The organism is Flavobacterium weaverense (assembly GCF_003688495.1).
GTDB lineage: Bacteria > Bacteroidota > Bacteroidia > Flavobacteriales > Flavobacteriaceae > Flavobacterium > Flavobacterium weaverense.
On sequence record NZ_REFH01000010.1, the window covers coordinates 46,437 to 73,416 of the forward strand.

A 26,980-nucleotide genomic window follows, 5' to 3' on the forward strand; every position below is an offset into this window, starting at 1 on the left:
AGAAACTCAAAATGAGTTTTGATGGATATAGTTGAAAATTGAATAGTAGAAAAAATGACAGAGGGGAATTTTGTAGATTACGTAAAAATATTTGTTTCTTCCGGAAAAGGTGGGAAAGGATCAACGCATTTGCATAGAGAAAAATTTATTGAAAAAGGTGGACCTGATGGTGGTGATGGTGGTCGTGGTGGACACGTTTTTTTAGTTGGAAACAAAAGTCTTTGGACATTATTTCATCTAAAATTTGCAAGACACGTTAAAGCAGGAAATGGTGGAGACGGTAGTGGAGACCGAAGTACGGGTGCTGATGGAGATGACAAATACATCGAAGTCCCATTAGGTACTGTAGTGAAAGATAAAGAAACCGGAGAGATATTATTTGAAATTACTGAAGACGGTGAAAAACAAGTTCTTTCTCGTGGAGGTAAAGGTGGTTTAGGGAACTGGCATTTTAGAAGTTCGACAAATCAAACGCCTAGATACTCGCAACCGGGTTTACCTGGAATAGAGATGGACGTAATTTTAGAATTAAAAGTTCTTGCTGATGTAGGTTTAGTAGGTTTCCCTAATGCTGGAAAATCAACTTTATTATCAGTTCTGACATCTGCAAAACCTAAAATTGCTGATTATCCTTTTACAACTTTAAAACCTAACCTTGGAATTGTAGCATATAGAGATTTTCAATCTTTTGTAATCGCTGATATTCCTGGTATTATTGAAGGAGCAGCAGAGGGAAAAGGATTAGGACATTATTTCTTACGTCATATTGAACGTAATTCAACTTTGCTATTCTTGGTACCTGTGGATACTCCAGATATAAAAGGAGAATACGACATTTTAGTGAATGAATTGACTAAATACAATCCAGAGATGTTGGATAAGGAACGTATGGTGGTTATTTCTAAATGTGATATGCTTGATGATGAGTTGAAAGTCGAATTAAAAGCAGAATTAGACGTATCGTTTAAAGGTATTCCATACATGTTTATTTCCTCTGTTGCGCAACAAGGATTGACAGAATTGAAAGACAAACTTTGGAAAATGTTAAATGAATAAATAATAAAAATTTTTGTAAAAAAGGTGTTCTAGAAATAGAGCACCTTTTTTTTATAATTTTATTAAATTCTTAAAATTGTATTAAAAATTAGAGACGTATTGATGTTTGTTTACTTAATAGATGCCGAGATTGCGAAAATGATTTATATTCGCAGAACTAAAAAAATATTTATATTATGAAAAAAATTATTTTATTCTTTACCATGTGCCTTGTTGCTTTTCCAGCAAAAGCAGATGAAGGAATGTGGTTTTTGATGTTTATTGAAAGATTGAACCATAGAGATATGGAGAAAATGGGTTTACAACTTACATCAGAAGAAATTTACAGTATCAACAATCATAGTTTGAAAGATGCCATCGTTCAGTTCAATGGTGGATGTACTGCTGAAATGGTTTCAAAAGAAGGTTTAGTGCTTACAAATCATCACTGTGGTTACGATGCAATTGCTGAGCTTTCATCAGAAGAACAAAATTATTTAAAAAATGGTTTTTGGGCTAAAGATAGAAGTGCTGAGATGAAACCCAAATCATTATTCGTTCGTTTCTTCGTTCGTATGGATGATGTTTCTAAAAGAATTTTGTCGAAAGTAAACGATAAAATGACTGAAGCAGAAAGAAATAAAGCAATTCAACAAGAAATGTCCCTTATTGAAAAAGAAAATAGCGAAGGTGGAAAATATACTGTTTCGGTTCGTCCTTTCTTTCAAGGGAATGAATATTACTATTTCGTTTATCAAGATTATAAAGATGTTCGTTTAGTAGGAACTCCTCCAGAAAGTGTTGGGAAATTTGGTGGAGACACTGATAATTGGGAATGGCCAAGACATACAGGTGACTTCTCTATGTTTAGAGTTTATGCAGATGCCAATGGTAATCCAGCAGAATATTCTAAAGAAAATGTACCATTGCAACCAAAGCACCATTTACCAGTGAGTATCAAAGGTGTTCAGGAAAATGATTTTGCTATGATTTTAGGATATCCTGGTCGTACAAATCGTTGGATGCCAGCAGGTGGAATTGAGCAAAATGTAAAATTTGCTTATCCGGCGTGGGTTGAAGGTGCTAAAACTGGAATGGATGTAATGAAACGCTACATGGATAAAGATGAAGCTGTAAAGTTAGAATATGCTTCTAAGTACGCTTCAACTGCTAACTACTGGAAAAACCGTCAAGGAATGATTGATGCGTTGACTAAGGCAGGAACTGCACAAACTAAATCTAAAGAAGAAGCTAAATTTAATGCTTGGGCAAATAAGAAAGCAAACAAAGCTAAATATGGTACTGTGATCGCTACGATTAATAAATATTACGCTGAAACAAATTTAAAAACGAGTCATGATAACTATTTGTCTCAATTAATGAGAACAGCTGCTTATGGTGGTGTTCCCGCTAATTTAGGTAATTCACTTATTGCTTATTTCAAAGAAAATGATGCGAAAAGACAAGAAATGCTTCCTAGATTAAATGCATATGTTGAGAATGTTTATGGTAAATTTCACGCTCCATTGGAGAAAGATATTTTTGCTGCTCAATTAAATTTGTATACTGTTAAAGGAGCTGCTTATGGCCTGCCTGAAGCTATTTCAAAATTGAAAGCAGAGAACAAAGGTGACTTTACTGCTTATGTAAATATGGCTGTTGCCAAAAGTATATTTGCTACTAAAGAAAGCGTTATGGCTTTCATGAAAGATCCAAAACCTGAAAATATTGTAAATGATCCTTTATATGTTGTTTCTAATGAACTAGCTGTGAAAATGAGAGCAAGATCAGTAGAACAAATAAAAGCAGCTGATGATTTTGAAATCGCTTTTCGCAATTTAGTAGCAGGTTTACGTGAATCCAAAATGAACTCTATTAAATATCCAGATGCTAACTCTACTTTGAGATTGAGCTACGGAAAAGTTCGTGCTTTGCCAGCTGATAAACGCAATGATGCACAAATAAACAATTATACGACTATGACCGGAATGGTTAAAAAGTATAAAGCAGGTGATCAAGAATTTGATTTGCCAGCTCGTTTGTTAGAGTTGCATGCAGCTAAAGATTACGGACAATATGCAGACAAAAACGGTTACATGCCAATAAATTTCTTGACTGATAATGATATTACAGGTGGAAATTCAGGTTCGCCAGTTTTAAACGGAAAAGGAGAACTTACAGGTATAGCTTTTGACGGAAATATTGAAGCAATGGCAGGAGATGTTATTTTTGACGCAGAATTACAAAGAACAATTAACGTAGATATACGTTATGTACTTTGGATTATTGATAAGTACGCAGGTGCTAAACATATCATTGACGAAATGACGATTGTCAAATAGATTAGACTTATAAATTCTAAAAGCCTCTTAACTTGTAATTAAAAATAAGTTAAGAGGCTTTTTTTATAATACAAACCTTTTCAGTTGAAAATAGAATTCAATTATAAATTTCGTTATTTTTGAACAATGAAACATATTATTTTTTTATTTATACCAATGATGATGTGGTCTCAATCAAACTTTGAAAAAGCGGAGAAATTGTTTCAAGAACAAAAGTACGAACAAGCGCAAAAAATGTTTGAATCGCTTATTAGTTCTAATCCATCTGATTTAAAAAGTATCGAATATTTAGGAGATATTGCGGGACAAAATCAGTCGTGGGATAAAGCTATTGCGTATTATAAGAAACTCAAATCATTGAAACCTCTAGAAGCAAATTACTATTACAAATATGGTGGAGCTTTAGGAATGAAAGCTAAAGATGCAAATAAGTTTAAAGCACTTGGAATGATTGATGAGGTTAAAGGGTCATTCGAAAAAGCCATCACTTTAAATCCAAAACACATTGAAGCACGATGGGCTCTAATAGAATTATATATTCAACTTCCTGGCATTATTGGCGGAAGCGAATCAAAAGCAATAAAATATTCTAATGAATTGTTGCAAATTTCGGCAGTGGATGGCTACTTATCTCGAGGACATATTGATGAGTACTTCAAACGGTATGAAGCAGCTGAAAAACAATACAAAAAAGCGATTTCGCTAACAGATTCCAAGACAAGCTACAATAAGCTAGCGAATCTTTATAAAAATAAAATGAGAACACCTGAAAAAGCTAAGTCTGTTTTAGAATCTTATAATGATAAAAAAAATCAAAGTAGAATGTAATCACTTTGACGTAAAAAATTTAAACTAAATAACTAGAATGCGTACACATTTTATAGCGATAGGCGGTAGCGCGATGCACAATCTTGCACTTGCTTTACACAACAAAGGATACAAAGTTACAGGTAGTGATGACGCCATTTTTGAGCCATCAAAATCTAGATTAGATAAAAAAGGAATTTTGCCAGCAGAATTAGGTTGGTTTCCTGAAAAAATAACCACTGATATTGAAGCCGTTATTCTTGGAATGCATGCAAAAGCTGATAATCCGGAATTATTAAAAGCGCAGGAATTAGGACTTACAATTTATTCCTATCCTGAGTTTTTATACGAACAATCTAAAAATAAAACGCGTGTCGTAATTGGTGGTTCACACGGAAAAACTACAATAACTTCAATGATTCTGCATGTTATGCATTATCATGATATTGCTGTCGATTACATGGTTGGTGCGCAATTAGAAGGTTTTGAAACTATGGTTCATCTTACTGAAGAAAATGATTTTATCGTTTTAGAAGGGGATGAGTATCTATCATCACCTATCGATAGGCGACCTAAATTTCACTTATACCAACCCAATATTGCCTTAATTTCTGGTATTGCTTGGGATCATATTAATGTCTTCCCGACCTATGAAAATTACGTGGAGCAGTTTGAGGTTTTTATTGGCAAAATTACTAACGGCGGAATTCTAGTTTATAATGAAGAAGATCCTGAGGTAAAACGAGTTGCCGAAGCTGCAACAAATCCAATCCGTAAGATGGCATATCATACGCCTAAGTATTCAGTTGAGGATGGGATAACATTACTTGAAACTCCTGAGGGCGATATGCCAATAGAAGTTTTTGGAGCGCATAATTTAAATAATTTGGCTGGAGCCAAATGGATTTGTCAAAACATGGGAGTTGACGAAGCTGATTTTTATGAGGCAATTGCTAGTTTCAAAGGAGCATCAAAACGTTTAGAGAAAATAGCTGAAAGTAAAAATAGAGTAGCGTACAAAGATTTTGCTCATTCGCCTAGTAAGGTATCAGCAACAACAAAAGCGGTGAAGGAACAATATCCAAATAGAACTTTGATTGCGTGCTTAGAATTGCATACGTATAGCAGTTTAAATGCTGAATTTCTCAAAGAGTATGAAGGTGCGCTGGAATATGCAGATAAAGCTGTTGTATTCTATTCGCCAGACGCTGTAAAAATAAAGCAACTTGAAGAAGTAACTTATGACCAAATTGCAAATGCATTCAATCGTAAAGACTTAATAATTTACACCAATCCTGATGAATTTAAAGATTTCCTATTCAATCAAGATTTTGAAAATTCGGCTTTACTATTGATGAGTTCAGGTAATTATGGAGGATTAAATTTTGACGAAGTAAAAGATTTAATTTTGGGTTAGCAGTCGTTACTAAAAATAAATATAAAATCAAAAGTATGGCTGAAAATTCCTTTTTCCCGATTACGAATTGGTCCGAAGACGATAGGCCAAGAGAAAAGCTAATGCTGAAAGGTAAAAGCGCTTTAAGTGATGCGGAATTGATTGCAGTTTTGATAGGATCGGGCAGTCGAAATGAATCGGCGGTTGATTTAAGTAAAAGGATTTTGTCAAGTGTCGACAATAATTTGAATGCATTAGGTAAATTATCAATTTCACAATTGATGACTTTTAGAGGAATAGGAGAGGTGAAAGCGATATCGATTATAGCGGCTTTAGAATTAGGAAGACGTAGGCGTTCAGAAGAAGCGGTAGAATTAAAAAAAGTTACTTCTAGTAAAGTAATCTTTGAAATTATGCAACCTATAATAGGTGAATTGCCGCACGAGGAGTTTTGGATCATTTACATGAATAATTCTAATAAAGTAATATCAAAATCTCAGCTCAGTAAAGGTGGAATTACTGGCACTTTAGTTGATGTTCGAATAGTATTCAAAACTGCACTCGAGATGGGAGCAACGGCATTGATATTATGTCACAACCACCCTTCAGGAACATTGGTTCCTAGTGAAGCTGATAAACAAATCACAAGAAAGCTTAAATTAGCAGGAGAAAGTTTAGAAATAAAGGTATTAGATCATCTTATCGTTACCGAAGCAAGTTATTTTAGCTTTGCAGATGAAGGAATATTTTAAATTTATAAAATGAAACAAACACATATAAAAGACGTATTCTTTGATTTAGATCATACATTGTGGGATTTTGACAAAAATTCAGAGTTAACCTTTGGTGGCATATTTAGTAGGAGCCATCCTGAAATTGAAATCAAAGATTTTATTGGAAAATATGTTCCTATTAATCAAGAATGCTGGAAATTATACCAGTACGATAAAATTACACATGAGGAACTGCGGTACAATCGGTTGAAAAATTCATTTGACGCAATAAATTATTCAATATCAGATATTGAAATAGATAAAATATCAGATGAATATATTGCTTTTTTACCTGAAAATAATCATCTTTTTGAAGGCACAATGGAACTTTTAGAATACTTAAAACCAAATTATAATTTACATATTATAACAAATGGTTTTGCTGAGGTTCAATTTAAAAAAATGAACAATTCTAAAATCACTTCGTATTTTTCGACAATTACTAATTCTGAAATGGCCGGTGTCAAAAAACCAAATCCAATAATTTTTGACTTTGCTTTAGATTTGGCAAAAGCCAATAAAGAAAATAGTATTATGATTGGTGATAGTTTAGATGCTGATGTTCAAGGAGCACTAGATGCCGGTTTAGACGCAATTTATTTCAATGAGAGCAATAGTGCTGTCGAAGACCACATTAAACATATTAATCATTTATTAGAACTTAAAAAATATTTATAATTATGAAAAAGTCATTCATATTATTCTTGATACTTGTAGTGAGTAATTCTTTCGCGCAATCGATTAATGATTATAGCGCTGTTATCGTGCCCTTAAAATATGATTTTTTGAAAGAGGAAAATCAATATCGTTTGAACACCTTGACAAAATACAATTTCATCAATGCAGGTTTTGTTGCGTTTTACGCTGAGGAAACTCTTCCTGCAGAATATAATGATCGTTGCAGTGTATTACGTGCTAATGTGGAGAAGGAAAATGGGTTTTTAGTAACAAAGTTATATATTACATTAAGGGATTGTAATGACAAAGTTGTCTTTAAATCCGCAGTAGGACGCAGCAAAGAAAAAGAATTTAAACTTGCTTATGCTGATGCATTGAACGAGGCTTTTAAGTCTATTTATGATTTACAGTATAAGTATAGTGGTGTAACTGTAAAAACTCAAGAAGCAGTTGTTCAGCAAACAGTGATAGCGCCTGCAGTAGATAAAGCGATTCCTGCTGAAGTAACAAAATCGGCTGTGATTTTAAATGATGTTAATATGTTGTATGCTCAGGCAACTGCGACAGGTTTTCAGTTGATTGATAGCACACCAAAAGTAGTAATGAAATTGATGAAAACTTCGCAACCAAATTCCTTTATCGCTATTAGAGATGCGATTCAAGGTTCGTTGATTTTAAAAGAAAATCAATGGTTTTTTGAATACTATAAAAATGACCAATTAGTTTCTGAGAGGGTGAATGTTAAGTTTTAGTACTTTAATTATATGCCAATTGCCAATAGCTAATAGCTAGAATTTAATATCCGTATTTATCTTTCCAACGGTTTTTAAGAAATTCCCGGATGCTATTCTCTCTTGAATTGTTTCCGGGAATATATATTGGGTTTTTACTTAAAGCGTCTGGTAAAAATTCTTGCTCTGCAAAATTATTAGCATAATCATGCGAGTATTTATACTCTTCACCATATCCTAATTCTTTCATCAATTTGGTTGGTGCATTTCTCAAATGAATCGGCACTGGTAAATCCCCCGTTTGTTTTACTAATTGTTGCGCAGTTCCTATTGCTAGATACGAAGCGTTGCTTTTAGCTGAAGTTGCAAGATAAACGGCACATTGACTGAGAATAATTCTGCTCTCTGGATAACCAATAGTTGTTACGGCTTGAAATGTATTATTTGCCATGATAAAAGCTGTCGGGTTTGCATTACCAATATCTTCACTACTCAAGATAAGCATCCTTCTTGCAATAAATTTTACGTCTTCGCCACCTTCAATCATTCTAGCCAACCAGTAAACGGCTCCATTAGGATCACTACCGCGAATGGATTTTATAAATGCAGAAACGATGTCATAATGTTGCTCACCTGATTTGTCATACAAAACGGTGTTTTGTTGCACTAATTCAAAAACGCGTTTGTTAGTGATGATAATTTCGTCTTCATTAGAAGCGTTTACTACTAGTTCAAAAATATTCAATAGTTTGCGTCCGTCGCCTCCAGAAAGACGCAGTAAAGCCTCTGTTTCGTTTAGTCTTATATCTTTAGTTGCTAAATAGGCATCAGTTGTCATCGCTCGGTCTAAAAGTGCTTCTAGATCTTTTTTTGTGAAAGCATTCAATACATAAACTTGGCAGCGAGAAAGTAAAGCGGGAATAACTTCAAAACTCGGATTTTCTGTAGTAGCACCTATCAGTGTTATCCAACCTTTTTCTACTGCTGCTAATAAAGAGTCTTGCTGCGATTTACTAAAACGATGAATTTCATCAATAAAAAGAATAGGATTTCGTGCAGTAAACAAACCGCCACTTTGCTTTGCTTTTTCAATAACATCTCTAATATCCTTAACACCAGAATTTATAGCGCTCAAAATATAGAAAGGACGTTTAGATTCTTGCGCAATAATTTGTGCTAAAGTGGTTTTCCCTGTTCCCGGCGGACCCCAAAAAATTATTGAAGGAATAATTCCTTTTATAATTTGTTGCGTTAAAGATCCGTTTGGGCCAACTAAATGATCCTGACTAATATACTCTTCAAGTTTTTGAGGGCGAATGCGTTCTGCAAGTGGTGCTTCCATTTTATTACTTTTATTCCGAGATAAAGATTTGTACAATTCAGTTTAGCGCTGCTAATACAGTGTAAAATTACTATTTTTTTAGGAGCTATTCCAGCTATCCTTTGCAATCTTGCATGCCGAACACCGGCAATCAAGGATTTTTATTTCTATCTGGGCTATTAGAGTATTATTCAAAAAGAAAATCGTTAATAGGTAGATTAAATTTCGATTCTTACTTTCCGCTTTGCGATGATATTCGGCTAGTTAAAGGAATCTTTGTCAAAGTTTAGAACTTTGACAAAGATGTACACTATAATAAATTCCTCTAGAAGGTATTCTATTATTGTTAACCGTGATCATCTTCAGCATAAAGATGACAAAATAGCACTATTTTTACTTTGGTTCCATTATTGAAAAGATAAGTAACTATCCAACACGATAAAAGATGAGCGACAAACATTTTAAATTTACTAACGCTTTGATTACAGCACCTCTTTTATTTGTTGTTGTATTGTGGCTAGTATTTTGGCTTGATTTTCGATTCGATTTTAAATTTGTGCAAAACGGAATTTACCCTCGGTCTTTTTCTGGTTTACAAGGTGTAATCTTTAGTCCTTTTATCCATGCTGATTTAGAACATTTATATAATAATTCAATTCCTATTTTAGTTCTTTTAGCAGCATTGCAGTTTTTTTACCCAAAGCAATCTCTAGCAGTAATAGTTTATGGCATTTTATTGTCGGGTATGATAACATGGATTATTGGTAGGGAAAATTACCATATTGGCGCAAGCGGATTGATTTATGTGTTATTTAGCTTTATCTTTTTCAAAGGAATTCAAACAAAACATATCCGACTCGTTGCCTTATCGCTTGCCGTTATCGTTGTTTACGGTGGACTAGTATGGTACATTTTTCCAACACCTGATGTTCGTGGTGAAAAATCAATTTCTTGGGAAGGACATTTAGCAGGATTGTTGACTGGATTTATTCTATCGATTATTTATAAAACACCTGAATTTAAAAAAGTGGCCAAATATGAATGGGAAATGCCTGACTACGATCCAATAAACGATAAATTTATGCAGCGATTTGATGATAGTGGTAATTTTGTCAATTTACCGGTAGTAGTGGAGGAGGAGCCAGTTATAAGCTACTTTTCGACTGATTTATCAGTTAATTATATAATTGTGGTAAACGAAAAAAACGAATCAAAACCGGAGTCTTGATTCGTTTATTATATATTTTCTAAATCTTTTTTAAAAAGAATGATCGTTTTATTGTTGTCTTTGTCTTACCGCTTCATATAGAAAAGCACCACAAGCCACGGAAACATTTAGTGAGCCGATAGTTCCAAACATTGGTAATTTAGCTTTCTCATCAACGATTTTTAAAACAGATGGGTTTACACCACGATCTTCTGAACCCATAATGATTGCTACCGGTTCGTCTAATGCAATTTCGTAGATATTTTTATCTGTTTTTTCAGTTGCAGCAACAGTTTTAATTCCGCTAGCTTGTAAAAGAAAAATAGCATCTTTAATATGTTCCACCTTGCAAATAGGAATATTGAATACTGCTCCAGCGGATGTTTTTACTGTATCGCCATTTACAGGTGCAGAACCTGCTTTTTGAACTATAATTCCATTTACGCCTGTACATTCGGCAGTACGAATTATTGCACCAAAATTACGTGCATCAGATATTTGATCTAAGATTAAGAACAACGGTTTTTTTCCGTTTTCAACAACTGATTCTATTAAAGTTTCTAAGTCAAAAAATGAAATAGGAGAAATTGTTGCTACAGCACCTTGATGGTTATTAGGCGTTAGTCTATTTAGTTTTTCAACGGGAACATAGGAAAAATTAATATTTCCTCGCTTCATCACTTTCATTAAGTCTTTCATTAGTCCGCTGCTAGCTTCCTTCTGAATGTAGACTTTATCTACTGTAGCGCCTGCTTGGATTGCTTCAATGATCGCTCTAATCCCAAATATTTGATGTTCTTTTTCCATTGTGCAAAGATATAAAAAAAACCCATCAGTTGGTACTGATGGGTTTTTAAGTATTTAATTTTGGACTAAATTAGAATTTATCCCAGAATATTTTAGTTGAAAGAGCATTACCGCCTATTGCAGCAATTGCAGCGTCAACATTAGCAGTATTTAAAGTCTGCTCTCTTGCAGGGTAAGAATAACGAACTGGTACAGCAGCGATTCCGTTATAAGCAGCAACTGGTGCTACTAAAATTGGGAAATCTAATCTTCTGTAAGAACTCCATGCTTCAAAACCTCTGTTGTATAATGCAAACCAAGCTTGTTCACCAATCTTTTGTTTGTAAGTACCAGTAGCTGTTGCATAAGCAACATCAGGTCTAGCTAAATAAGTAGCAATATCAGTAGCGCCTACTCCCCAGCTTTCCATTGATGCAGTGATTGCAGCATTGTAGTGAGTTGTAACAGTACCACCTACAGCAACACCTTTAGCCACAGCTTCTGCCAATAAAAATTCTATTTCAACATAGTCAAAGATAGTTCCTGGGTAAGAAGGTACAGTTAAACTTGGGTTGATTTTAGAGAAATTTTCGTAAGTGTTTCCAGCTCCGTAGATACCTCCTGAATAAGTAGTCGCTCCATCATTCAATGCGAAGTATTTTGCTCTTCTTGGATCAGATTTAGCATTCATTTTATCTACCAAAGTATTAGCAGGAACAAAGTCATTTCTACCTGAAGCAACTAAATCAACAAACAGTGGGTTTGCATTTGGCTGTGCTCCTAAGTAATTTAATTTTGCATTTTCACTATTTGAAGCAATCGTACCAGCTGCAACAGCTGCTAATATTTCAGTAGTTGCGTAAGCTGGTTCAACATCAAACATGTTAACAGCTAAACGTAAACGCAATGAGTTAGCAAATTTTTTCCACTTTGCAGCAGATCCACCATTAACTAAATCAGCAGTTCCAAAACTACCTGCTGTAGTTGACAACGCAGCTACATCAGCAGTTAATCTAGTGATTAAGTCTTTATAGATTGTTTTTGCATCATCGTACTTAGGTAATGGTTTAGTTGAAATGTCATTTGATTCAGTGTAAGGAATATTACCAAAAGTATCAACTAAAATACTGTAAGAATAAGCGATATGAATATCAATAATTGCTTTCTTGTTAATCAAAATAGCTGTTTCAGTAGCATTTAGCGGTGTTTGAGCGTCTAATAGCATTTTTGATTCTCTCAAATCTGTAATTACATCGCGATAAAACACAGTCCAGTGCGTATCTGGAATAGAACGTGTCGTGATATTATACTGACTTTCATCAGGATAAGTAGTTTCAGTCCAGTGCTGTGCGAATAAACGGAAAACATTATTATTTACACTAGTACTTTGCATTTGGTTTACCATTGCTTTTTGGGCAGATGTAAATAAATACTCAGGTTGTGTTGTGGTCGGATTTTTTTTGTCTTCATTTAATCCGGTAATATCATCAGTACAAGAAACTGATAGTGCGACAAACGCCATTAATAATACTATCTTTTTCATAATTTAGAATTTAAATGTTAGGTTACAACCGATATTTCTTGTCGATGGTAATGAACCAGCTGAATAACCAGAAGATAAGTTACCAGATGCTAAACCAGATTCTGGATCTGCTTCTGGAAGGTTTTTGTGAATGATCCAAAGATTAGAACCAACAACACTGAATTTCATGTCTGTTAATCTTAATTTTGATGTAATTGAAGTAGGGAAACTGTAAGTAATATTTACTTCTCTTAATTTCACGAAAGATGCATCATAGATGAAAGCAGCATTTGGAGCTCTTCTATAACCAAAAACATTACCGTACTCTTCCGGAGCAGATGTTCTAACTGTATTTGGAGTTCCGTTTGCTTGAACACCTTTAAGGATTAGACCTCCACCGTTTGCAAGTGTATTACGTACTGGTTTACCTAAATCATTTAATCCTGCAGTTGATTGTGATATTCCTAATGCTTGACCGTATGATTGATCTAGAGAGAAAATATCTCCACCTTTTTGCATATCAATTAAGAAACCAAGAGATAAATTTTTGTAAGTAAATTTGTTACGAACACCACCAGTCCAATCTGGAGTAACATTACCAATTACATTGTTGGTAGATGTATTGATTACATAACGTCCTAGTGGGCTAATAACTCTTTCACCGTTAAGGTATGTAAAGTCAGTTCCTTTAATCGCTCCGTAAGCTTGTCCTACTTGTGCGTTAATAGTAACTCCACCTTGGAAACTTCCTAATTGTAAATTTGGAAGACCTTCATTTAAACTTACTACTTCATTTTTATTAGTAGCCCAGTTAACAAATATGTCCCACGTGAAATCATTTGTTCTTACTGGAGTCAAATTAAATTGAACCTCAATACCTTTATTTTCAACAGAACCTGCATTTACATATCTTGAAGAATAACCTGTAGATGTTGGGTAAGATACTGGGAAAATTTGATCAACACTCAACGTTTTGTAAGCAGCAACATCAAATCCAAGTCTTCTCTTGAAGAATTGCATTTCTAAACCAAGTTCTTGTGTCGTTGATTTTACTGGACGTAAAGCTGAGTTGTTCTTAGTAGAAGGAACGGAATAAATTTGGTTTGAACCAAATGGATCTGATTTATCATAAGCGTCAACTAAAGCTTGTGAAGGAGAACCTAATGGGCTTTCAGCATAACTAGCTCTTAATTTACCAAAAGATAACCATGGAGCATCGATAGATTTTGTAAATACATAACTTCCAGAAATCGAAGAAGTAGGCATTGAGTTATTTCCAGCAGGTAATACGGAGAATGCATCACGTCTATAAGTTCCATCAACAAAGATAAAATCTTTGTATCCAAAAGAAGCAGAAGCATAGTAAGAGTTAACTCCTGTATTTACTTCAGATTCAACTGGGAAAGGGTTAGCTGCAACTGAGTTAGATAGACTATAGATTCCAGGAACAATTAATCCACCTTGCGTTGAAGCTAAGATAGACGTTGTTCTAATTCTATTTGCAGTACCTCCAAGGATTCCGTTGAAAGTAATGTCTTCGCTGATGTTTTTCTTGAATGCTAAGAAGAAATCATAATTTTGCTCAGAGAAATTACGGTTGAATTTTTGGTATCCTGAAGATTCTGACAAACGGTTAATACCAAATGCTTGTGCTTTTGCACCAAAAGCTCTTCTTTCTTCTCTTAATTCAGCGTAAGTATCTGTAGATACACGTCCAGTTGCAGTTAACCAGTCTGTAAATTTATAATCTAATTTTACGTAACCGTTAAAACGATTTCTTTCGTCATTTTGGTAATTCTGGTATCTTTCAAAGTAAGGGTTGTCCCAGAAAGCTGGAATAAGGTTACCTTTAATTGGGCTTGTCATGTTCCAAGAGATGTTTTTACCACCTGATCTATCATAAGCTTGTTTTAGTTCGCTAATATCAACGTTAGTTTGCCACCACTGACGGAACAAACCTGTAATGTTAGCGCTATATCCTGTTGAGTTTCTACCTACTGTAGTTTGTGCGTTGTAGTTCACATAAGAAGATAAAGATAATTTATCTGAAATTTCGTGACTAAATTTCAAACTAAAGCTATTTTTCTTCATTTCAGAATTTGGCATTAAACCAGTTTGTCTGAAATTATTATAGTTTAAAACAAAATTAGTTTTGTCATTACCGTCTTCCAAAGAGATTGAATTACCAATAGAAAGTGGCGTTTCAAAAAATGAAAGTGGAGTGTTTTTTGCAGCTTGCCAAGGAGTAGCTTTACCGAATTGATCAGTAAATGGTGTAAATGCACTCCATTGATAAACCATAATACTTGGATCATAAGCAGCTCCCCATGAACCATCTTCATAAGTAGGAACTACATTGTCAATTGTTCCGTCACCATTAATGTCTGCTCTGTCAAAAGGACCTTTTCCAGTTGGACCGTAATAAGGACCATAACCAGCTCCGTATTTATCTTGGTATTTAACAAATGTTGATTTGTCAATACTACCAACTGTAACTTCAGAAGATATGGTTACTCCTAAACCTTTTTTAGCTCTTCCTTTTTTAGTCGTAATCATTACTACACCATTACCAGCTTGGTAACCGTATAATGCTGATGCAGCCGCTCCTTTTAAAACGTTTACTGATTCAATATCATCAGGATTGATATCCATTGCACTGTTTCCATAGTCATATGTTGTACCAGAACCTGTAGTTTGGCCACCAGTATTAGAGTTTACGTTTGAATTGTTCAATGGAACACCATCAATTACTACAAGCATCTGATTACTTCCAGTAAGGTTTTTAATACCACGAGATACAATGTTAGTAGAACCACCAAAGTTGTTGTTTCTTCTAATTGCTACTCCTGCTACTTTACCTGAAAGTTCATTGAAGAAGTTTCCACTTCCTGAACCTGCAGTGATATCACCACCTTTTACTTCTTGCGAAGCATAAGTAAGAGATTTTTTCTCTCTTCTTATTCCTAATGCTGTTGTAACGACAGCACCTTCTAGTTCGATTGCTTCACTTGCTAGTTTGACGTTCATAGAACTTGAACTTGCTTTAACCTCTTGAGATTTCATCCCGATGTAGCTAAATACAAGCACTTGGCTAGGTGTTGCTCTGATAGAATACTTTCCATCAAAATCAGTTTGTGTTCCAGATTGAGTTCCTTTGACTAATACGCTCACGCCTGGTAAAGGCAATCCTGAATTGTCGGAAACAGTTCCTGAAACGGCTCTTTCTTGCGCAAATGTAATCTGCGCCACTAATGCTATTAATAGCATTAAGAATCCATTGAACTTTAGTTTCATTTTATAATGTTTTGAATTAGTCTCGCAAACCTCTTAATAAATCGTTAAAATTCCTAATTTCTTTTAACTTTTAACACCAAGTGGCTGTTTTTATTATATTAAAAGTACTTTATCTAACAAAATATGATTCAAAATTCATTTTTAATAATTGTGAGAATTCACTGGTATCGCACTGATAGTAAGGTTTCACTGTATTTTTTTATCATTTTATGTAGGATATTTACTTATCTACAATATAAACTCACTTAAAATTTATTTTATCAGCATTATTATGAAAATGTTGATTTTAGAGTTCAATTTCGCATTAAAAATTATTTGTAGTATAAAATAAAGTTCTGTTTAAAAATTATACTCAAATAGTATAAAAGTGTCAATACTGTGGTAAATTATTCTAAATATCTGTAAATGAAAAACGTCCTTTTAAATTTATTTAAAAGGACGTTTAACTAATATAAAAATGTTACTCTTTATTGCTTCACGAAACTTGTTTCTATTGTTCCCGCAAAGCATCCAATACTAACACACCTCTTAAATTCTAGATCCATAGACATGTCACATGAATTATAGTTAGAAGCATCTGCTTCTATAGTTGTAGCCCATATTGGACCATATGAAGGATGCATTGATAATACTGCTCCTTTAGGAACAAAAGTAATCGTACCGTTAACTGGATCAGGATTTAATTCGATTAAAATCTTCTCTGCTCCCGTCGTGATTAATAACGTATTTGGTTGTGCTCCTAAGGTAATTACTGAAGTTTTAGAACTTGTACCAGTAGTAGAAGTATAGTTACCTAAAAAACTATTTAAGTTTAAAGGACATACTGCTTGTAAAACTATTTTAGCTTTATTTCTATCAGAAACACCTTTACTTGAAGATTCAACTTTTAAAACCAATGTTTTAGCGTTGAAAGAGTCAAGGTTAGCTGTAATTACTTTTACTTCAGCATTTACACTCATCTCTCCAGCTGGAATAGTATACGTAGTTTTTTCTAACGTATATTCTTTTCCAGAAACTGCAGTAGAACTAGGATCTACACTAATAGTAATAGTTACTGGCTCGTTTATTGGCTCATTGTTACCGCCAATAATTGTTAATGGATAATTGTAAGTTTGAATTTTTCCATCTTGCAAAAATTTAGCAGTTGTGCTTGCTTTAGCAAATTGAGCAAGAATCGGCCCTTTTCCAAATTCAGTTTTGTCTTGTTCCAAAACTGCATCACAGGAGCTAAAAGCTACCATGAGCATTATAAGTCCTGCGACTTTTGATCTTATTGAAATATTTCTCATAATTATATTTTTTATTTCCAAAATGGGTTAGAAGTAAAAGCAGTTTGTGCAGTTTGTTTTGGTACGTTTAACGAGTTTCTTGAATTTTCAGATCCTGGATAAAGCAATCTAACTGGTCTAATTCCTCCTCCTTCTGCAGGTTGAGGTAATCCAGCTGGGAAGCCAGTTCTAGTTTTTTCAATCCATAATTCAATAGACGATGTACCATTTAATGCTACCCACTTTTGAGTAATGATTGCTTGAACTTTTGCACTCAAGTTGCCTGTTGTTGGCCAAGCAACATTTGGTAATGCTTGAGAATAGTAAGTTACGGCAGCAGTTGCGGCAGTAGGCACTCCAAGTCTAGTAAATGAAGCGGTAATTGCTTGCTCGTACTTAGTTTTTGCAGCAGCATCTCCACCAGCGATATATCCTCTAGCTATTGCTTCAGCTTGCAATAATAAAATTTCTGGCATACTCATTATCGTTTGAGCTGCTGTCATTCCTGTAGTTGGTACTATTAATCCAGGACCAATTTTTGCTAGATCATTAGAAGTAAATCCTACTCCAGGAAGCGTTGTAGTTTGAGGAGCTCCTTTGAAAGCTCCACCAGTTTTAGCTCCTGCATACAATCTATTTAAACGAGGGTCATTTGTACCACTTAAATAGTTTACAACGTAATCAGTTGCAACAGTATAATCTCCTCTATCTTGTTCCGCATTTGTGCTAGGTTTTCTGAAATATCCGTAAAAAGGATTTTGCTTGTCAGCATTATCGCTATATCCAGGTTGAGTTGCAACGTCAGCTGTAATATAACCTGCACCATTCGCATCGATTAATGCTATTTGCGCTTTAATGTAAGCATCTTGGTTTGTGTTACTTAAACGAACAAGCATTCTTAATTTAACACTATTCGCAAATTTAGCCCATTTAGTCATATCACCTTTATTGATAATATCTTGTTTTCCTGGACTCTCTGCATTGTCTGGTAAATCTAATGCTAATTCAGCAGCTGAAGTTAAATCAGCAATTACCGCTTTGTAGATCGTTTGTGCATCATCATACTTAGGAGTGATATTACCACTTCTTAAGTTAGCTTCTGTATAAGGAACATCACCATAAAGATCTACTAAATATTGGTACTGAAAACCTTTCAAAACTGAAGCTATAGCTTTATATGCGCTATAATCTACTACTCCTGTTTTATCAGTATAGTTCTGTACATAAGTCAAGTTTTTGAAAATCGTAGCATATGAAGTTTCAAAGATATTTGAATAAAAACTTGAATTAATTGTATATCTAGAGAAATCCTGATTAGCTGACCAGTTTGATGGAGTCGCCCAGTTGTAAGAAATAAAATTCCCTAAATAAGTCATCTCACGAGCATTTAAAGCCGTTAGATCTCTCTGTGCAACTGGTAACGTTTGGAAAGGCGTTGAAGATGCAGGGCTATTTGGATTATCATTGACATCTAAATAATCACTACAGCTTACGGTAGTCAAGGCAGTAACTAAAAGTACTACACATGATTTTATGATTGTTTTTGTGTTCATATTTTATGTATTAAAATGTTATATTAAAGTTTAAACCAAACTGTCTTGTAGGAGGTGTTTGAGCTTGAGATCCTACACCAACTCCGTTACCTGTATTTAAGTTAAATTCAGGATCTGTTGTTGTATTGTCTTTTGGTCTAAGTGTTAATAGATTTCTACCAAAAACACCGACATTCATAGATTGAATACCAATTTTTGAAGTAAAGTCATTTGAAAAGTCATAAGATAATGATACTTCTCTTAATTTTAGAGTTGTTGCATCACTTACAAAATTTTCTTTAATAGTTCCGTATTCATCCCAGAAAGCATTTCCACCACCTGCTGTTAAGCGATCATTGTTTGCTGTAAATCCACCTGCTCCATCAGAATATGCTGAGTTTGGGAAAACGAATGGCTGTCTTCCTGCACTAGCTGTACGCTCAGATAAACCTGTAAAAGATAATAAATCATCTAGGTTATTGTAAAAAACATGTCCAGTTCTGTAATCTGCTACAGCATATAATGTCCATCCTTTGTATGAAAAAGTTGTATTCATACCTACAATGTAATCAGGAGTAGTTTTACCTTGAACCTTCAAATCTGAAGATTTCACTGGGTTACCATTAGCTCCAACGATTACACGACCTTGAGGATCTCTGTCATATGATGTTGTTTTAATTAAAGGATAAGATTCTCCCACTTTTGCTATAACTGTTGCATCAGTAAAACCTCCAATAACTACTTCATCAACACCTTCAAATAATGAAACTACTTTAGATTTATATCCTGAGTAGTTAGCTCCTAATTTCCAGCTAAAATCGTTTGATCTAATAATTGTACCTTTTAAATCTAGTTCCACACCTTTGTTTTGAATTTCTCCAATATTCGCAAGGATACTTGTTGCTCCAGAAGCAACAGAAACGTTAATCGGAACGATTTGGTCAGTAGTATTAGTTTGGTACAATGTACCATTAAACATTAATCTGCTGTTGAATAAACCTAATTCAATACCTACCTCTTTAGATAAAGTAAATTCAGGATTTAATGATGGATCTGGATCTCTAGCTCCTTGAGATAATCCTGTTGTAGTACCATAAGGGAAACCTGCTGGTGCTGCAAAAATACTTTGAATATCGTAAGCTGATGGGTCATTACCTGTTTTAGTTACGTTTACTGTAGCTTTTAAAACATCAATTCCGTTATCGCTTTTGATTCCAGGAAATGCATCTGAAACTACAAATGATAAACCTGCTCCAGGATAGAAGAAGTTATTGCTGTCTTTTGGCAATGCAGAAGACCAGTCATTTCTTGCAGTTACGTTTAAGAATAAATATTCTTTAAATCCTAAAGTGAAATCACCGTAAACACCTTGTCTTCTAAATTGATTAAGAGCTTCTGATCCTATTAAATCTCCTGTTCTTGTAGAAACGTTGTAGAAGTCTGGGATAATTAAGTTATCACCACTAACTGCAACTCCATTTGATGAAGTGAGTCTTGTATTAACACCTAAAGTTAATTTAGTAGAAAAGTTTTTGTTAATTTCCTTATCAAATTTAAACAATAAGTCATTATTAAAACGTTGTCCAATTGTTATTCTAGAAGCTGTGCTAGCACCGTATGCATCTATTTGTCCATAAGGTTCGTCCAATTCGAAAGCATAAGTTAATGCTCCAAATTGTCTTTTGAAATCATCATTGAAAGTTGTGAAACCTGTGTTTAAAGATATTGTAAACCAGTCAGCTACTTTATAATCAATGTTAGATAACGCATTGAATTCTGTATAGTTAGATTTTTCTCTTTGCGTATCAACGATGAAGTATGGATTTTCGTAGAAACGGAAGAATGAAACTTCATTTCTGCTATATCTACCGTCTTTCCAGTTTTTCATTTGATCTAAAGGGATATGTAGTGGCGTATTTAATACATTCCAGTACAATGGTCTACCTTGTCTTCCAGCAACTTCACTTACTTGATTAGCATGTGCTCTGAAAAAACTAACGTTTCCACCAACACTTAAACGATCAAATTTTCTGCTACCTTTTAATCTAACGTTTGTTCTGTTGTAAGTATCCTTTGGAACGATACCGCTAGTGTTTGTTTGGTCAATAGAGAATAAAAAATCGCTATTTTCATCACCACCTTTAAACGTAACACCATGTCTTGTAGAAATTCCCGTATCAAAAAAGTTTCTTACGTTATTTTTGATCGGAGAAAATGGCACTTGCAAAGTAGTACCGTCAAGTGTAACTTCACTTGCATCAACTAAACGGCCATCAAAACGAGGTCCCCAGTTAACGTTTTCAAGAGGTAATAATGTTCCATCAGGAAATCCACCTACACCAAATTGGTCTTGAAGCTTAGGTAAGTAAGAAACAGTTTCCATTTGTAATGAAGAATTGTAAGTAATAGATAATTTACCTGAACCCTTTTTAGTAGTAACAACTAAAACTCCGTTTGCAGCTTCTGTTCCGTAAAGAGCTGATGCATTTGCACCTTTCAAGATCGTTACGTTATCAATGTCATTTGGGTTGATACGATCAAGTACACCTCTTGCAGATGGAAAACCATCAATTACAATAAGTGCCTCATTGTTTCCAAGTAGTGATCTGTTTCCTCTTAATACAACTCTTGTACTAGGATTAATACCATTATTAGTAACGTTAACTTGTAAACCAGAAACTTTACCTGCTAATGCAGTTGCAACGTTTACAGCTTTAGTTTTTGTTAAATCTTCACTTTTAATGTTTTCTACTGCATAAGAAAGCTCTTTCGGTTTTCTTTTGATACCTAATGCAGTAACAACTACTCCTTCAAGTTGAACTGAATCATCTTTAAGTTTAACTGCAATTTTTGTTGAGCTAGCTGAAGCTTCTTGCGACTTCATCCCAATATAGCTAAACAATAAGACTTGGGTTGGTGTTGCTTTGATAGAGAATTTTCCATCAAAGTCTGTTTGAGTTCCAGTTTGAGTTCCTTTAATCAATACACTTACCCCTGGTAAGGGCAATCCTGCATTATCGGAAACTGTTCCTGAAACTACTCTTTCTTGTGCAAAAGTAATTTGCGCCACAAGTACTACTAGTAGTACTAAGAATCCATTAAATTTTAGTTTCATTTTATAATATTTTGAATTAGTTTCACAAACTTCATAATAATTTGTTAACATTCCTAATATATATTTTGCAAATTTTACGTCTAAATTAAAATTTAACATTGTAACTTACATGGATAATAGTGTTGGAAATATCAAATTCCTGTTTATCATCCTTTCCACTGGCTGCAGCAAATTTAAACAGACCGTTTTTGGTTTGTAATCCTAATCCTATTCCGATACCAAAAAGATTTTCCGTAATTGTAATATTTTCGTTTGTTAATTTATTTTTTAAAATGCTGTAATCCAATATGCTATGAATGTATAGGTTTGTTGATAGTGTATATCTGTATTCGGTGAGTAATACGGTCAAGAAGTATGCTTGTAAGCTATTTTCCGAAAATCCTCTTATGCTATTCATACCTCCAAAACGAAACAATTCATTGATTAAATAAGCATTACTGCTCAAATAATTATTTTGACTATTTAAATAAATAGAATTATTTTTATTTAAATAAAAATTATGACTAAAATCGATATTTAATATTATTTGTGGGTTTTTTCTGTTTTCGAATTCCGTGCTCAATTCTCTTTGACCAATTCCTAAAGAGCTTTTTAGTTTTGTTTTTGTAGGGAATAAAGAATTTGATATTTCAGGCTTTAAATATTCGAATTTTGCAGTTAAAAAAGAATTATTGAAATCACTTATTCCAGTTCTGGTTAAATTTTGAATATCACTCGAAGTGCTAGTTTGATATCCTAAGTAAAAGCGAGAGTTATAATTTAAATAGTAACTTAAGTCAACAGATGTTTTAGTAGTTTGAAAAGTAGAATCTTGTCTAAAAATATTTATTTCGGCTTTGATTCCTATCGGAGTTTTAAATAAGTATGGTAGTTCAATATTTCCTTTAAATGTTTTTTGGTCGTTTCCATCGCTTTTCCAGTTAATTGCTATTTGTTCACCTGATTTTAAAATATTTTCAAGAGTAAGATCAACGTATCCCGTTAGCGAGATCTTCTTGCCGTCATTATTTGAAAAACCGAGAAACCCATCAAATGTGTTTGAATTCTTTTTTTCGAGGTAAACATAAACAGCGGTAGTATCACTAGTAAATAATATTTCAGGATACTTAAGTTGACTAACAAAGCTAAATTTGTTAAAATCTGAATTAATGTTTTCTACGGTTTTCTGATTGAAGATGCTTTTGCGATACTTATTATTAATTTGTTTTAAATGTCCTTTTGGAAAAATATCTGAACGATTGCTTTCTGCATATTTTACGATTATGGCATTAAGATTTCTTTTTTTGTCAATTTCAACTAATAGATCAGCGTTTAGTGTGTAGTCTTGTCGTTCAACGTTTGTTAATTGTAGTTTTGATAAAGAATATCCTTCTTGCTCTAATTTTTGAATAGTGTTGTTTAGAAAAGAATCTAATCTGATGTATGGAATCTTTATTTTCCCGTCTATTAGTGGATACGAAAGCGAATTTATGATTGTTTTATTTGTACCTATATATATATATATATATATATGCATATTTTATTCGCTTACTTAAATAAATTTCTGCTAGAAAAGTAGAATCATTTAATTGTTTTGCTTTCGTTGCACTGTTGTCAATAAATCCTAAATTGGATAACTTTTCAGATAATTGTAATATTTCGTCATTTATTAATTTAGTGTTCGTATGCTTACTGGAGTAGCCTACCGAGTCAATTACTCTTGTTTCTACATCATTCCTGCCAATGATTTTCAGTTCGAAATTTTGAGCACGAGGTATGAAAGGAATTAATAAGAAGAAAATTAAAAGAAGTAATGTTTTCAAATGATTGATAGTTTTGATAAATGTAATGCAAATATCTGTCGTTTATTATAGAATTCAAACGGTACAATATACCTCGTTTAAAGAATGGTTAAAAGTAGTAGTTTAAAATGGTAATCAGTTGAAGCTTATTTGGTATCGTATTAAAGAATAATTATTGGTCGATAAAAAATATAATGATTTTACGTTTGTGGAATAAAAAATATTTTCTACATTTGCAACCCCGTAAAAAGCGGGAATTTAATATAATAAGAAATTTTTAGTATTAATTATGCCAACAATTCAACAATTAGTAAGAACAGGAAGAACTCAGATGACTAAGAAGAGTAAATCGGTTGCTTTAGATTCTTGTCCTCAAAGAAGAGGGGTTTGTACGCGTGTTTACACTACAACACCTAAAAAACCAAACTCTGCAATGCGTAAAGTAGCGCGTGTACGTTTGACAAATGGTAATGAAGTAAATGCCTATATCCCTGGTGAAGGACACAATCTACAAGAGCACTCGATAGTATTAGTTAGGGGTGGAAGGGTAAAAGATTTACCAGGAGTTAGATATCACATCGTTCGTGGTGCACTTGATACGTCAGGAGTAGCAGGAAGAACGCAAAGAAGATCTAAGTACGGAGCAAAACGCCCAAAAGAAGCAAAAAAGTAATTTAAAGTTTTGCATTTTGTAGACGCGAGTAATCGTGATTTATAGGTGTGTAGTTTTATTAAAAAAAAGACATGAGAAAAAGAGCGGCAAAGAAGAGACCACTTTTACCAGATCCAAGATTTAATGATCAACTGGTAACACGTTTTGTGAACAACTTAATGTGGGATGGAAAAAAATCGACAGCGTTTAAAGTATTTTATGATGCTATTGACATCATTGAGTCTAAAAAACAAGATGCTGAAAAGCCATCGTTAGAAATATGGAAAGATGCTTTAACTAACGTTATGCCTCACGTAGAAGTACGTAGTCGTAGAGTAGGTGGAGCTACATTCCAAATTCCGATGCAAATTAGACCAGATAGAAAAATCTCTATGGCAATGAAGTGGTTAATACTTTATTCAAGAAGAAGAAATGAAAAGTCTATGGCTCAAAGGTTAGCTTCAGAATGTTTAGCTGCGGCTAAAGAAGAAGGTGCTGCTGTTAAGAAAAGAATGGATACTCACAAAATGGCAGAAGCTAACAAAGCTTTCTCTCACTTTAGATTTTAATTCATAGAGAAATGGCTAGAGACTTAAGATATACAAGAAATATTGGAATCGCTGCACACATTGATGCTGGTAAAACAACAACAACAGAGCGTATTCTTTTCTATACAGGAAAAAACCACAAAATAGGTGAAACGCACGAAGGTTCTGCAACAATGGACTGGATGGCGCAAGAGCAAGAAAGAGGTATTACAATTACTTCTGCTGCTACAACTTGTGAGTGGAACTTCCCAACAAAACAAGGTGAGAAATTACCTGAATCTTTACCGTACCACTTTAATATTATTGATACTCCAGGACACGTTGATTTTACTGTTGAAGTAAATCGTTCATTACGTGTACTTGATGGTTTAGTTTTCTTATTTAGTGCTGTAGATGGTGTTGAGCCACAATCAGAAACTAACTGGAGACTAGCAGATCAATATAGAGTTCCACGTATGGGATTTGTAAATAAAATGGACCGTCAAGGTTCAAATTTCTTAGGAGTTTGTCAGCAAGTTAGAGACATGTTAAAATCTAACGCTGTTGCAATCACTTTGCCTATTGGTGAAGAGAACGATTTCAAAGGAGTAGTTGATTTAGTGAAAAATCAAGCTATGATTTGGCATGATGAAAATCACGGTGCTACTTATGATATTGTGCCTATTCCTGAGGATATGATTGATGAAGTTAAAGAATACCGTTCTGCATTAATTGAAGCTGTTGCTGATTACGATGAGAATCTTTTAGACAAGTACATGGAAGATGAAACTTCTATCACTGAAGAAGAGATTAACAACGCATTAAGAGCTGCTACTATTGACATGGCGATTATTCCTATGTTATGTGGATCTTCATTCAAAAATAAAGGAGTTCAGTTTTTATTAGATGCAGTTTGTAAATACTTACCGTCTCCAATGGAGAAAGAAGGTATTTGGGGAATTCATCCTGATGATGCTGAATTATTAGAAGAAGATCAAGTTAAAATTTTGCGTAAGCCATCTGTAGCTGAGCCATTCGCGGCTTTAGCTTTTAAAATTGCTACTGACCCATTCGTAGGTCGTTTAGCGTTTTTCCGTGCTTACTCAGGACGTTTAGATGCAGGTTCATATATCTTGAACACTCGTTCAGGAAACAAAGAAAGAATTTCTCGTATCTACCAGATGCACGCTAACAAACAAAATCCAATCGATTTTATCGAAGCTGGAGATATTGGGGCAGCAGTTGGTTTTAAAGATATCAAGACTGGAGATACAATGTGTGATGAAAAACACCCAATTATTCTTGAGTCAATGAAATTTCCAGCACCGGTAATCGGGGTTGCAATTGAACCTAAAACTAAGGTTGATGTTGATAAAATGGGTATGGCTTTAGCTAAATTAGCTGAAGAAGATCCTACGTTTACAGTTAGAACTGATGAAGCTTCAGGTCAAACTATTATATCAGGTATGGGTGAGCTTCACTTAGATGTACTTATCGATCGTATGAGACGTGAGTTTAAAGTTGAAGTGAATCAAGGTGAGCCTCAAGTTGAATATAAAGAAGCTTTTACAAGATCTGCAACACACAGAGAGACGTACAAGAAACAATCTGGAGGTCGCGGTAAATTCGGTGATATCGTATTTACATTAGAGCCTGCTGATGAAGTTGATGGTAAGCCTGCTGTTGGGTTACAGTTCGTAAATGCTGTAAAAGGTGGTAACGTTCCTAAAGAATATATCCCATCTGTTGAAAAAGGTTTCAGAGAAGCTATGAAAACTGGTCCATTAGCTGGATACCAAGTTGATAGTTTGAAAGTAACTTTGACAGACGGATCTTTCCACCCTGTCGATTCAGATGCACTATCTTTTGAGTTAGCTGCTAGAATGGGGTACAGAGAAGTAGCTAAAGCTGCTGGAGCTGTTATTCTTGAGCCAATAATGAAGATGGAAGTTATTACGCCAGAAGAAAACATGGGAGATATCGTAGGTGATATTAACCGTCGTAGAGGTCAGGTAAATGACATGGGTGATAGAGCTGGTGCTAAAACTATTAAAGCGGATGTTCCGTTATCAGAGATGTTTGGTTATGTTACAACATTAAGAACACTTTCTTCTGGTAGAGCAACCTCTACAATGGAATTTTCACACTACGCTGAAACACCTGCTAATATTTCAGAAGCAGTAATCAAAAAAGCAAAAGGAAACGCTTAATCT

Annotated in this window: 20 protein-coding genes; 11 read left to right on the forward strand and 9 right to left on the reverse strand. The window is 34.2% G+C overall.

Features of this window, described 5'->3' with window-relative positions; all coding sequences use genetic code 11:
- Nucleotides 1-54: 54 nt before the first annotated feature.
- The 7 genes from obgE to BC961_RS10070 all read left to right on the forward strand — a co-directional run bounded on the left by obgE (nt 55) and on the right by BC961_RS10070 (nt 7,783).
- Entirely contained in the window at nt 55-1,056 is a 1,002-nt protein-coding gene (gene obgE / locus BC961_RS10040; protein WP_121925749.1) for a GTPase ObgE, read from the forward strand.
- A 176-nt stretch (nt 1,057-1,232) separates the two neighbouring features.
- Nucleotides 1,233-3,377 (forward strand): S46 family peptidase, encoded by a 2,145-nt coding sequence (locus BC961_RS10045; RefSeq protein WP_121925750.1) that lies wholly within the window; start codon nt 1,233-1,235, stop codon nt 3,375-3,377.
- 126 nt (nt 3,378-3,503) lie between these two features.
- A complete protein-coding gene (locus tag BC961_RS10050; protein ID WP_121925751.1) occupies nt 3,504-4,205 on the forward strand; it encodes a tetratricopeptide repeat protein in 702 nt (233 codons plus the stop codon).
- Nucleotides 4,206-4,242: 37 nt separating this feature from the next.
- Nucleotides 4,243-5,601 carry a UDP-N-acetylmuramate--L-alanine ligase gene (locus tag BC961_RS10055; protein ID WP_121925752.1) on the forward strand — a complete coding sequence of 453 codons (1,359 nt, stop codon included), beginning with the start codon at nt 4,243-4,245 and terminating at the stop codon, nt 5,599-5,601.
- Between the two features lie 35 nt (nt 5,602-5,636).
- Nucleotides 5,637-6,332, forward strand: a complete 696-nt coding sequence (gene radC / locus BC961_RS10060) for a RadC family protein (RefSeq protein ID WP_121925753.1) — start codon at nt 5,637-5,639, stop codon at nt 6,330-6,332.
- 9 nt (nt 6,333-6,341) lie between these two features.
- A complete protein-coding gene (locus BC961_RS10065; protein ID WP_121925754.1) occupies nt 6,342-7,031 on the forward strand; it encodes a YjjG family noncanonical pyrimidine nucleotidase in 690 nt (229 codons plus the stop codon).
- Between the two features lie 2 nt (nt 7,032-7,033).
- Entirely contained in the window at nt 7,034-7,783 is a 750-nt protein-coding gene (locus BC961_RS10070) for a hypothetical protein (protein ID WP_121925755.1), read from the forward strand.
- Between the two features lie 43 nt (nt 7,784-7,826).
- Here the strand turns inward: BC961_RS10070 and BC961_RS10075 are convergent, their stop codons facing one another.
- On the reverse strand, nt 7,827-9,104 hold the full coding sequence (locus BC961_RS10075) for a replication-associated recombination protein A (RefSeq protein ID WP_121925756.1): 1,278 nt from the start codon (nt 9,102-9,104) through the stop codon (nt 7,827-7,829).
- 424 nt (nt 9,105-9,528) lie between these two features.
- Between BC961_RS10075 and BC961_RS10080 the strand changes: the two genes are divergently transcribed.
- Nucleotides 9,529-10,311: a rhomboid family intramembrane serine protease gene (locus BC961_RS10080; RefSeq protein ID WP_121925757.1), complete on the forward strand. Its 783-nt coding sequence runs from the start codon at nt 9,529-9,531 to the stop codon at nt 10,309-10,311.
- Between the two features lie 48 nt (nt 10,312-10,359).
- On the opposite strand, the gene rlmB is transcribed toward BC961_RS10080, so the two are convergent.
- The 8 genes from rlmB to BC961_RS14835 form a co-directional block, all read right to left on the reverse strand.
- Complete coding sequence (rlmB, locus tag BC961_RS10085) at nt 10,360-11,097, reverse strand: 23S rRNA (guanosine(2251)-2'-O)-methyltransferase RlmB (RefSeq protein ID WP_121925758.1); 738 nt, start codon at nt 11,095-11,097, stop codon at nt 10,360-10,362.
- A 70-nt stretch (nt 11,098-11,167) separates the two neighbouring features.
- On the reverse strand, nt 11,168-12,619 hold the full coding sequence (locus BC961_RS10090) for a SusD/RagB family nutrient-binding outer membrane lipoprotein (RefSeq protein ID WP_245980883.1): 1,452 nt from the start codon (nt 12,617-12,619) through the stop codon (nt 11,168-11,170).
- A 3-nt stretch (nt 12,620-12,622) separates the two neighbouring features.
- Entirely contained in the window at nt 12,623-15,892 is a 3,270-nt protein-coding gene (locus BC961_RS10095; protein WP_121925760.1) for a SusC/RagA family TonB-linked outer membrane protein, read from the reverse strand.
- 467 nt (nt 15,893-16,359) lie between these two features.
- Nucleotides 16,360-17,181 (reverse strand): hypothetical protein, encoded by an 822-nt coding sequence (locus tag BC961_RS10100; RefSeq protein ID WP_121925761.1) that lies wholly within the window; start codon nt 17,179-17,181, stop codon nt 16,360-16,362.
- An 11-nt stretch (nt 17,182-17,192) separates the two neighbouring features.
- On the reverse strand, nt 17,193-18,713 hold the full coding sequence (locus tag BC961_RS10105) for a SusD/RagB family nutrient-binding outer membrane lipoprotein (RefSeq protein ID WP_121925762.1): 1,521 nt from the start codon (nt 18,711-18,713) through the stop codon (nt 17,193-17,195).
- Between the two features lie 10 nt (nt 18,714-18,723).
- Complete coding sequence (locus tag BC961_RS10110; RefSeq protein ID WP_121926119.1) at nt 18,724-21,807, reverse strand: SusC/RagA family TonB-linked outer membrane protein; 3,084 nt, start codon at nt 21,805-21,807, stop codon at nt 18,724-18,726.
- Nucleotides 21,808-21,892: 85 nt separating this feature from the next.
- The gene (locus BC961_RS10115; RefSeq protein ID WP_245980884.1) at nt 21,893-23,323 is read right to left on the reverse strand and encodes a BamA/TamA family outer membrane protein; all 1,431 of its coding nucleotides are present in this window, start codon (nt 23,321-23,323) and stop codon (nt 21,893-21,895) included.
- Entirely contained in the window at nt 23,286-23,609 is a 324-nt protein-coding gene (locus tag BC961_RS14835) for a hypothetical protein (RefSeq protein ID WP_245980886.1), read from the reverse strand. Before BC961_RS14835 ends, BC961_RS10115 begins: the two co-directional genes overlap by 38 nt.
- A gap of 268 nt (nt 23,610-23,877) precedes the next feature.
- On the opposite strand from BC961_RS14835, the gene rpsL reads away from it, so the two are divergent.
- From rpsL to fusA, 3 genes are all read left to right on the forward strand, one after another.
- Nucleotides 23,878-24,261 carry a 30S ribosomal protein S12 gene (rpsL, locus tag BC961_RS10120; protein ID WP_022828353.1) on the forward strand — a complete coding sequence of 128 codons (384 nt, stop codon included), beginning with the start codon at nt 23,878-23,880 and terminating at the stop codon, nt 24,259-24,261.
- 71 nt (nt 24,262-24,332) lie between these two features.
- On the forward strand, nt 24,333-24,809 hold the full coding sequence (gene rpsG, locus BC961_RS10125; protein ID WP_035668130.1) for a 30S ribosomal protein S7: 477 nt from the start codon (nt 24,333-24,335) through the stop codon (nt 24,807-24,809).
- A gap of 11 nt (nt 24,810-24,820) precedes the next feature.
- Nucleotides 24,821-26,977, forward strand: a complete 2,157-nt coding sequence (gene fusA, locus BC961_RS10130; protein WP_121925763.1) for an elongation factor G — start codon at nt 24,821-24,823, stop codon at nt 26,975-26,977.
- The last annotated feature ends 3 nt before the right edge of the window (nt 26,978-26,980 follow it).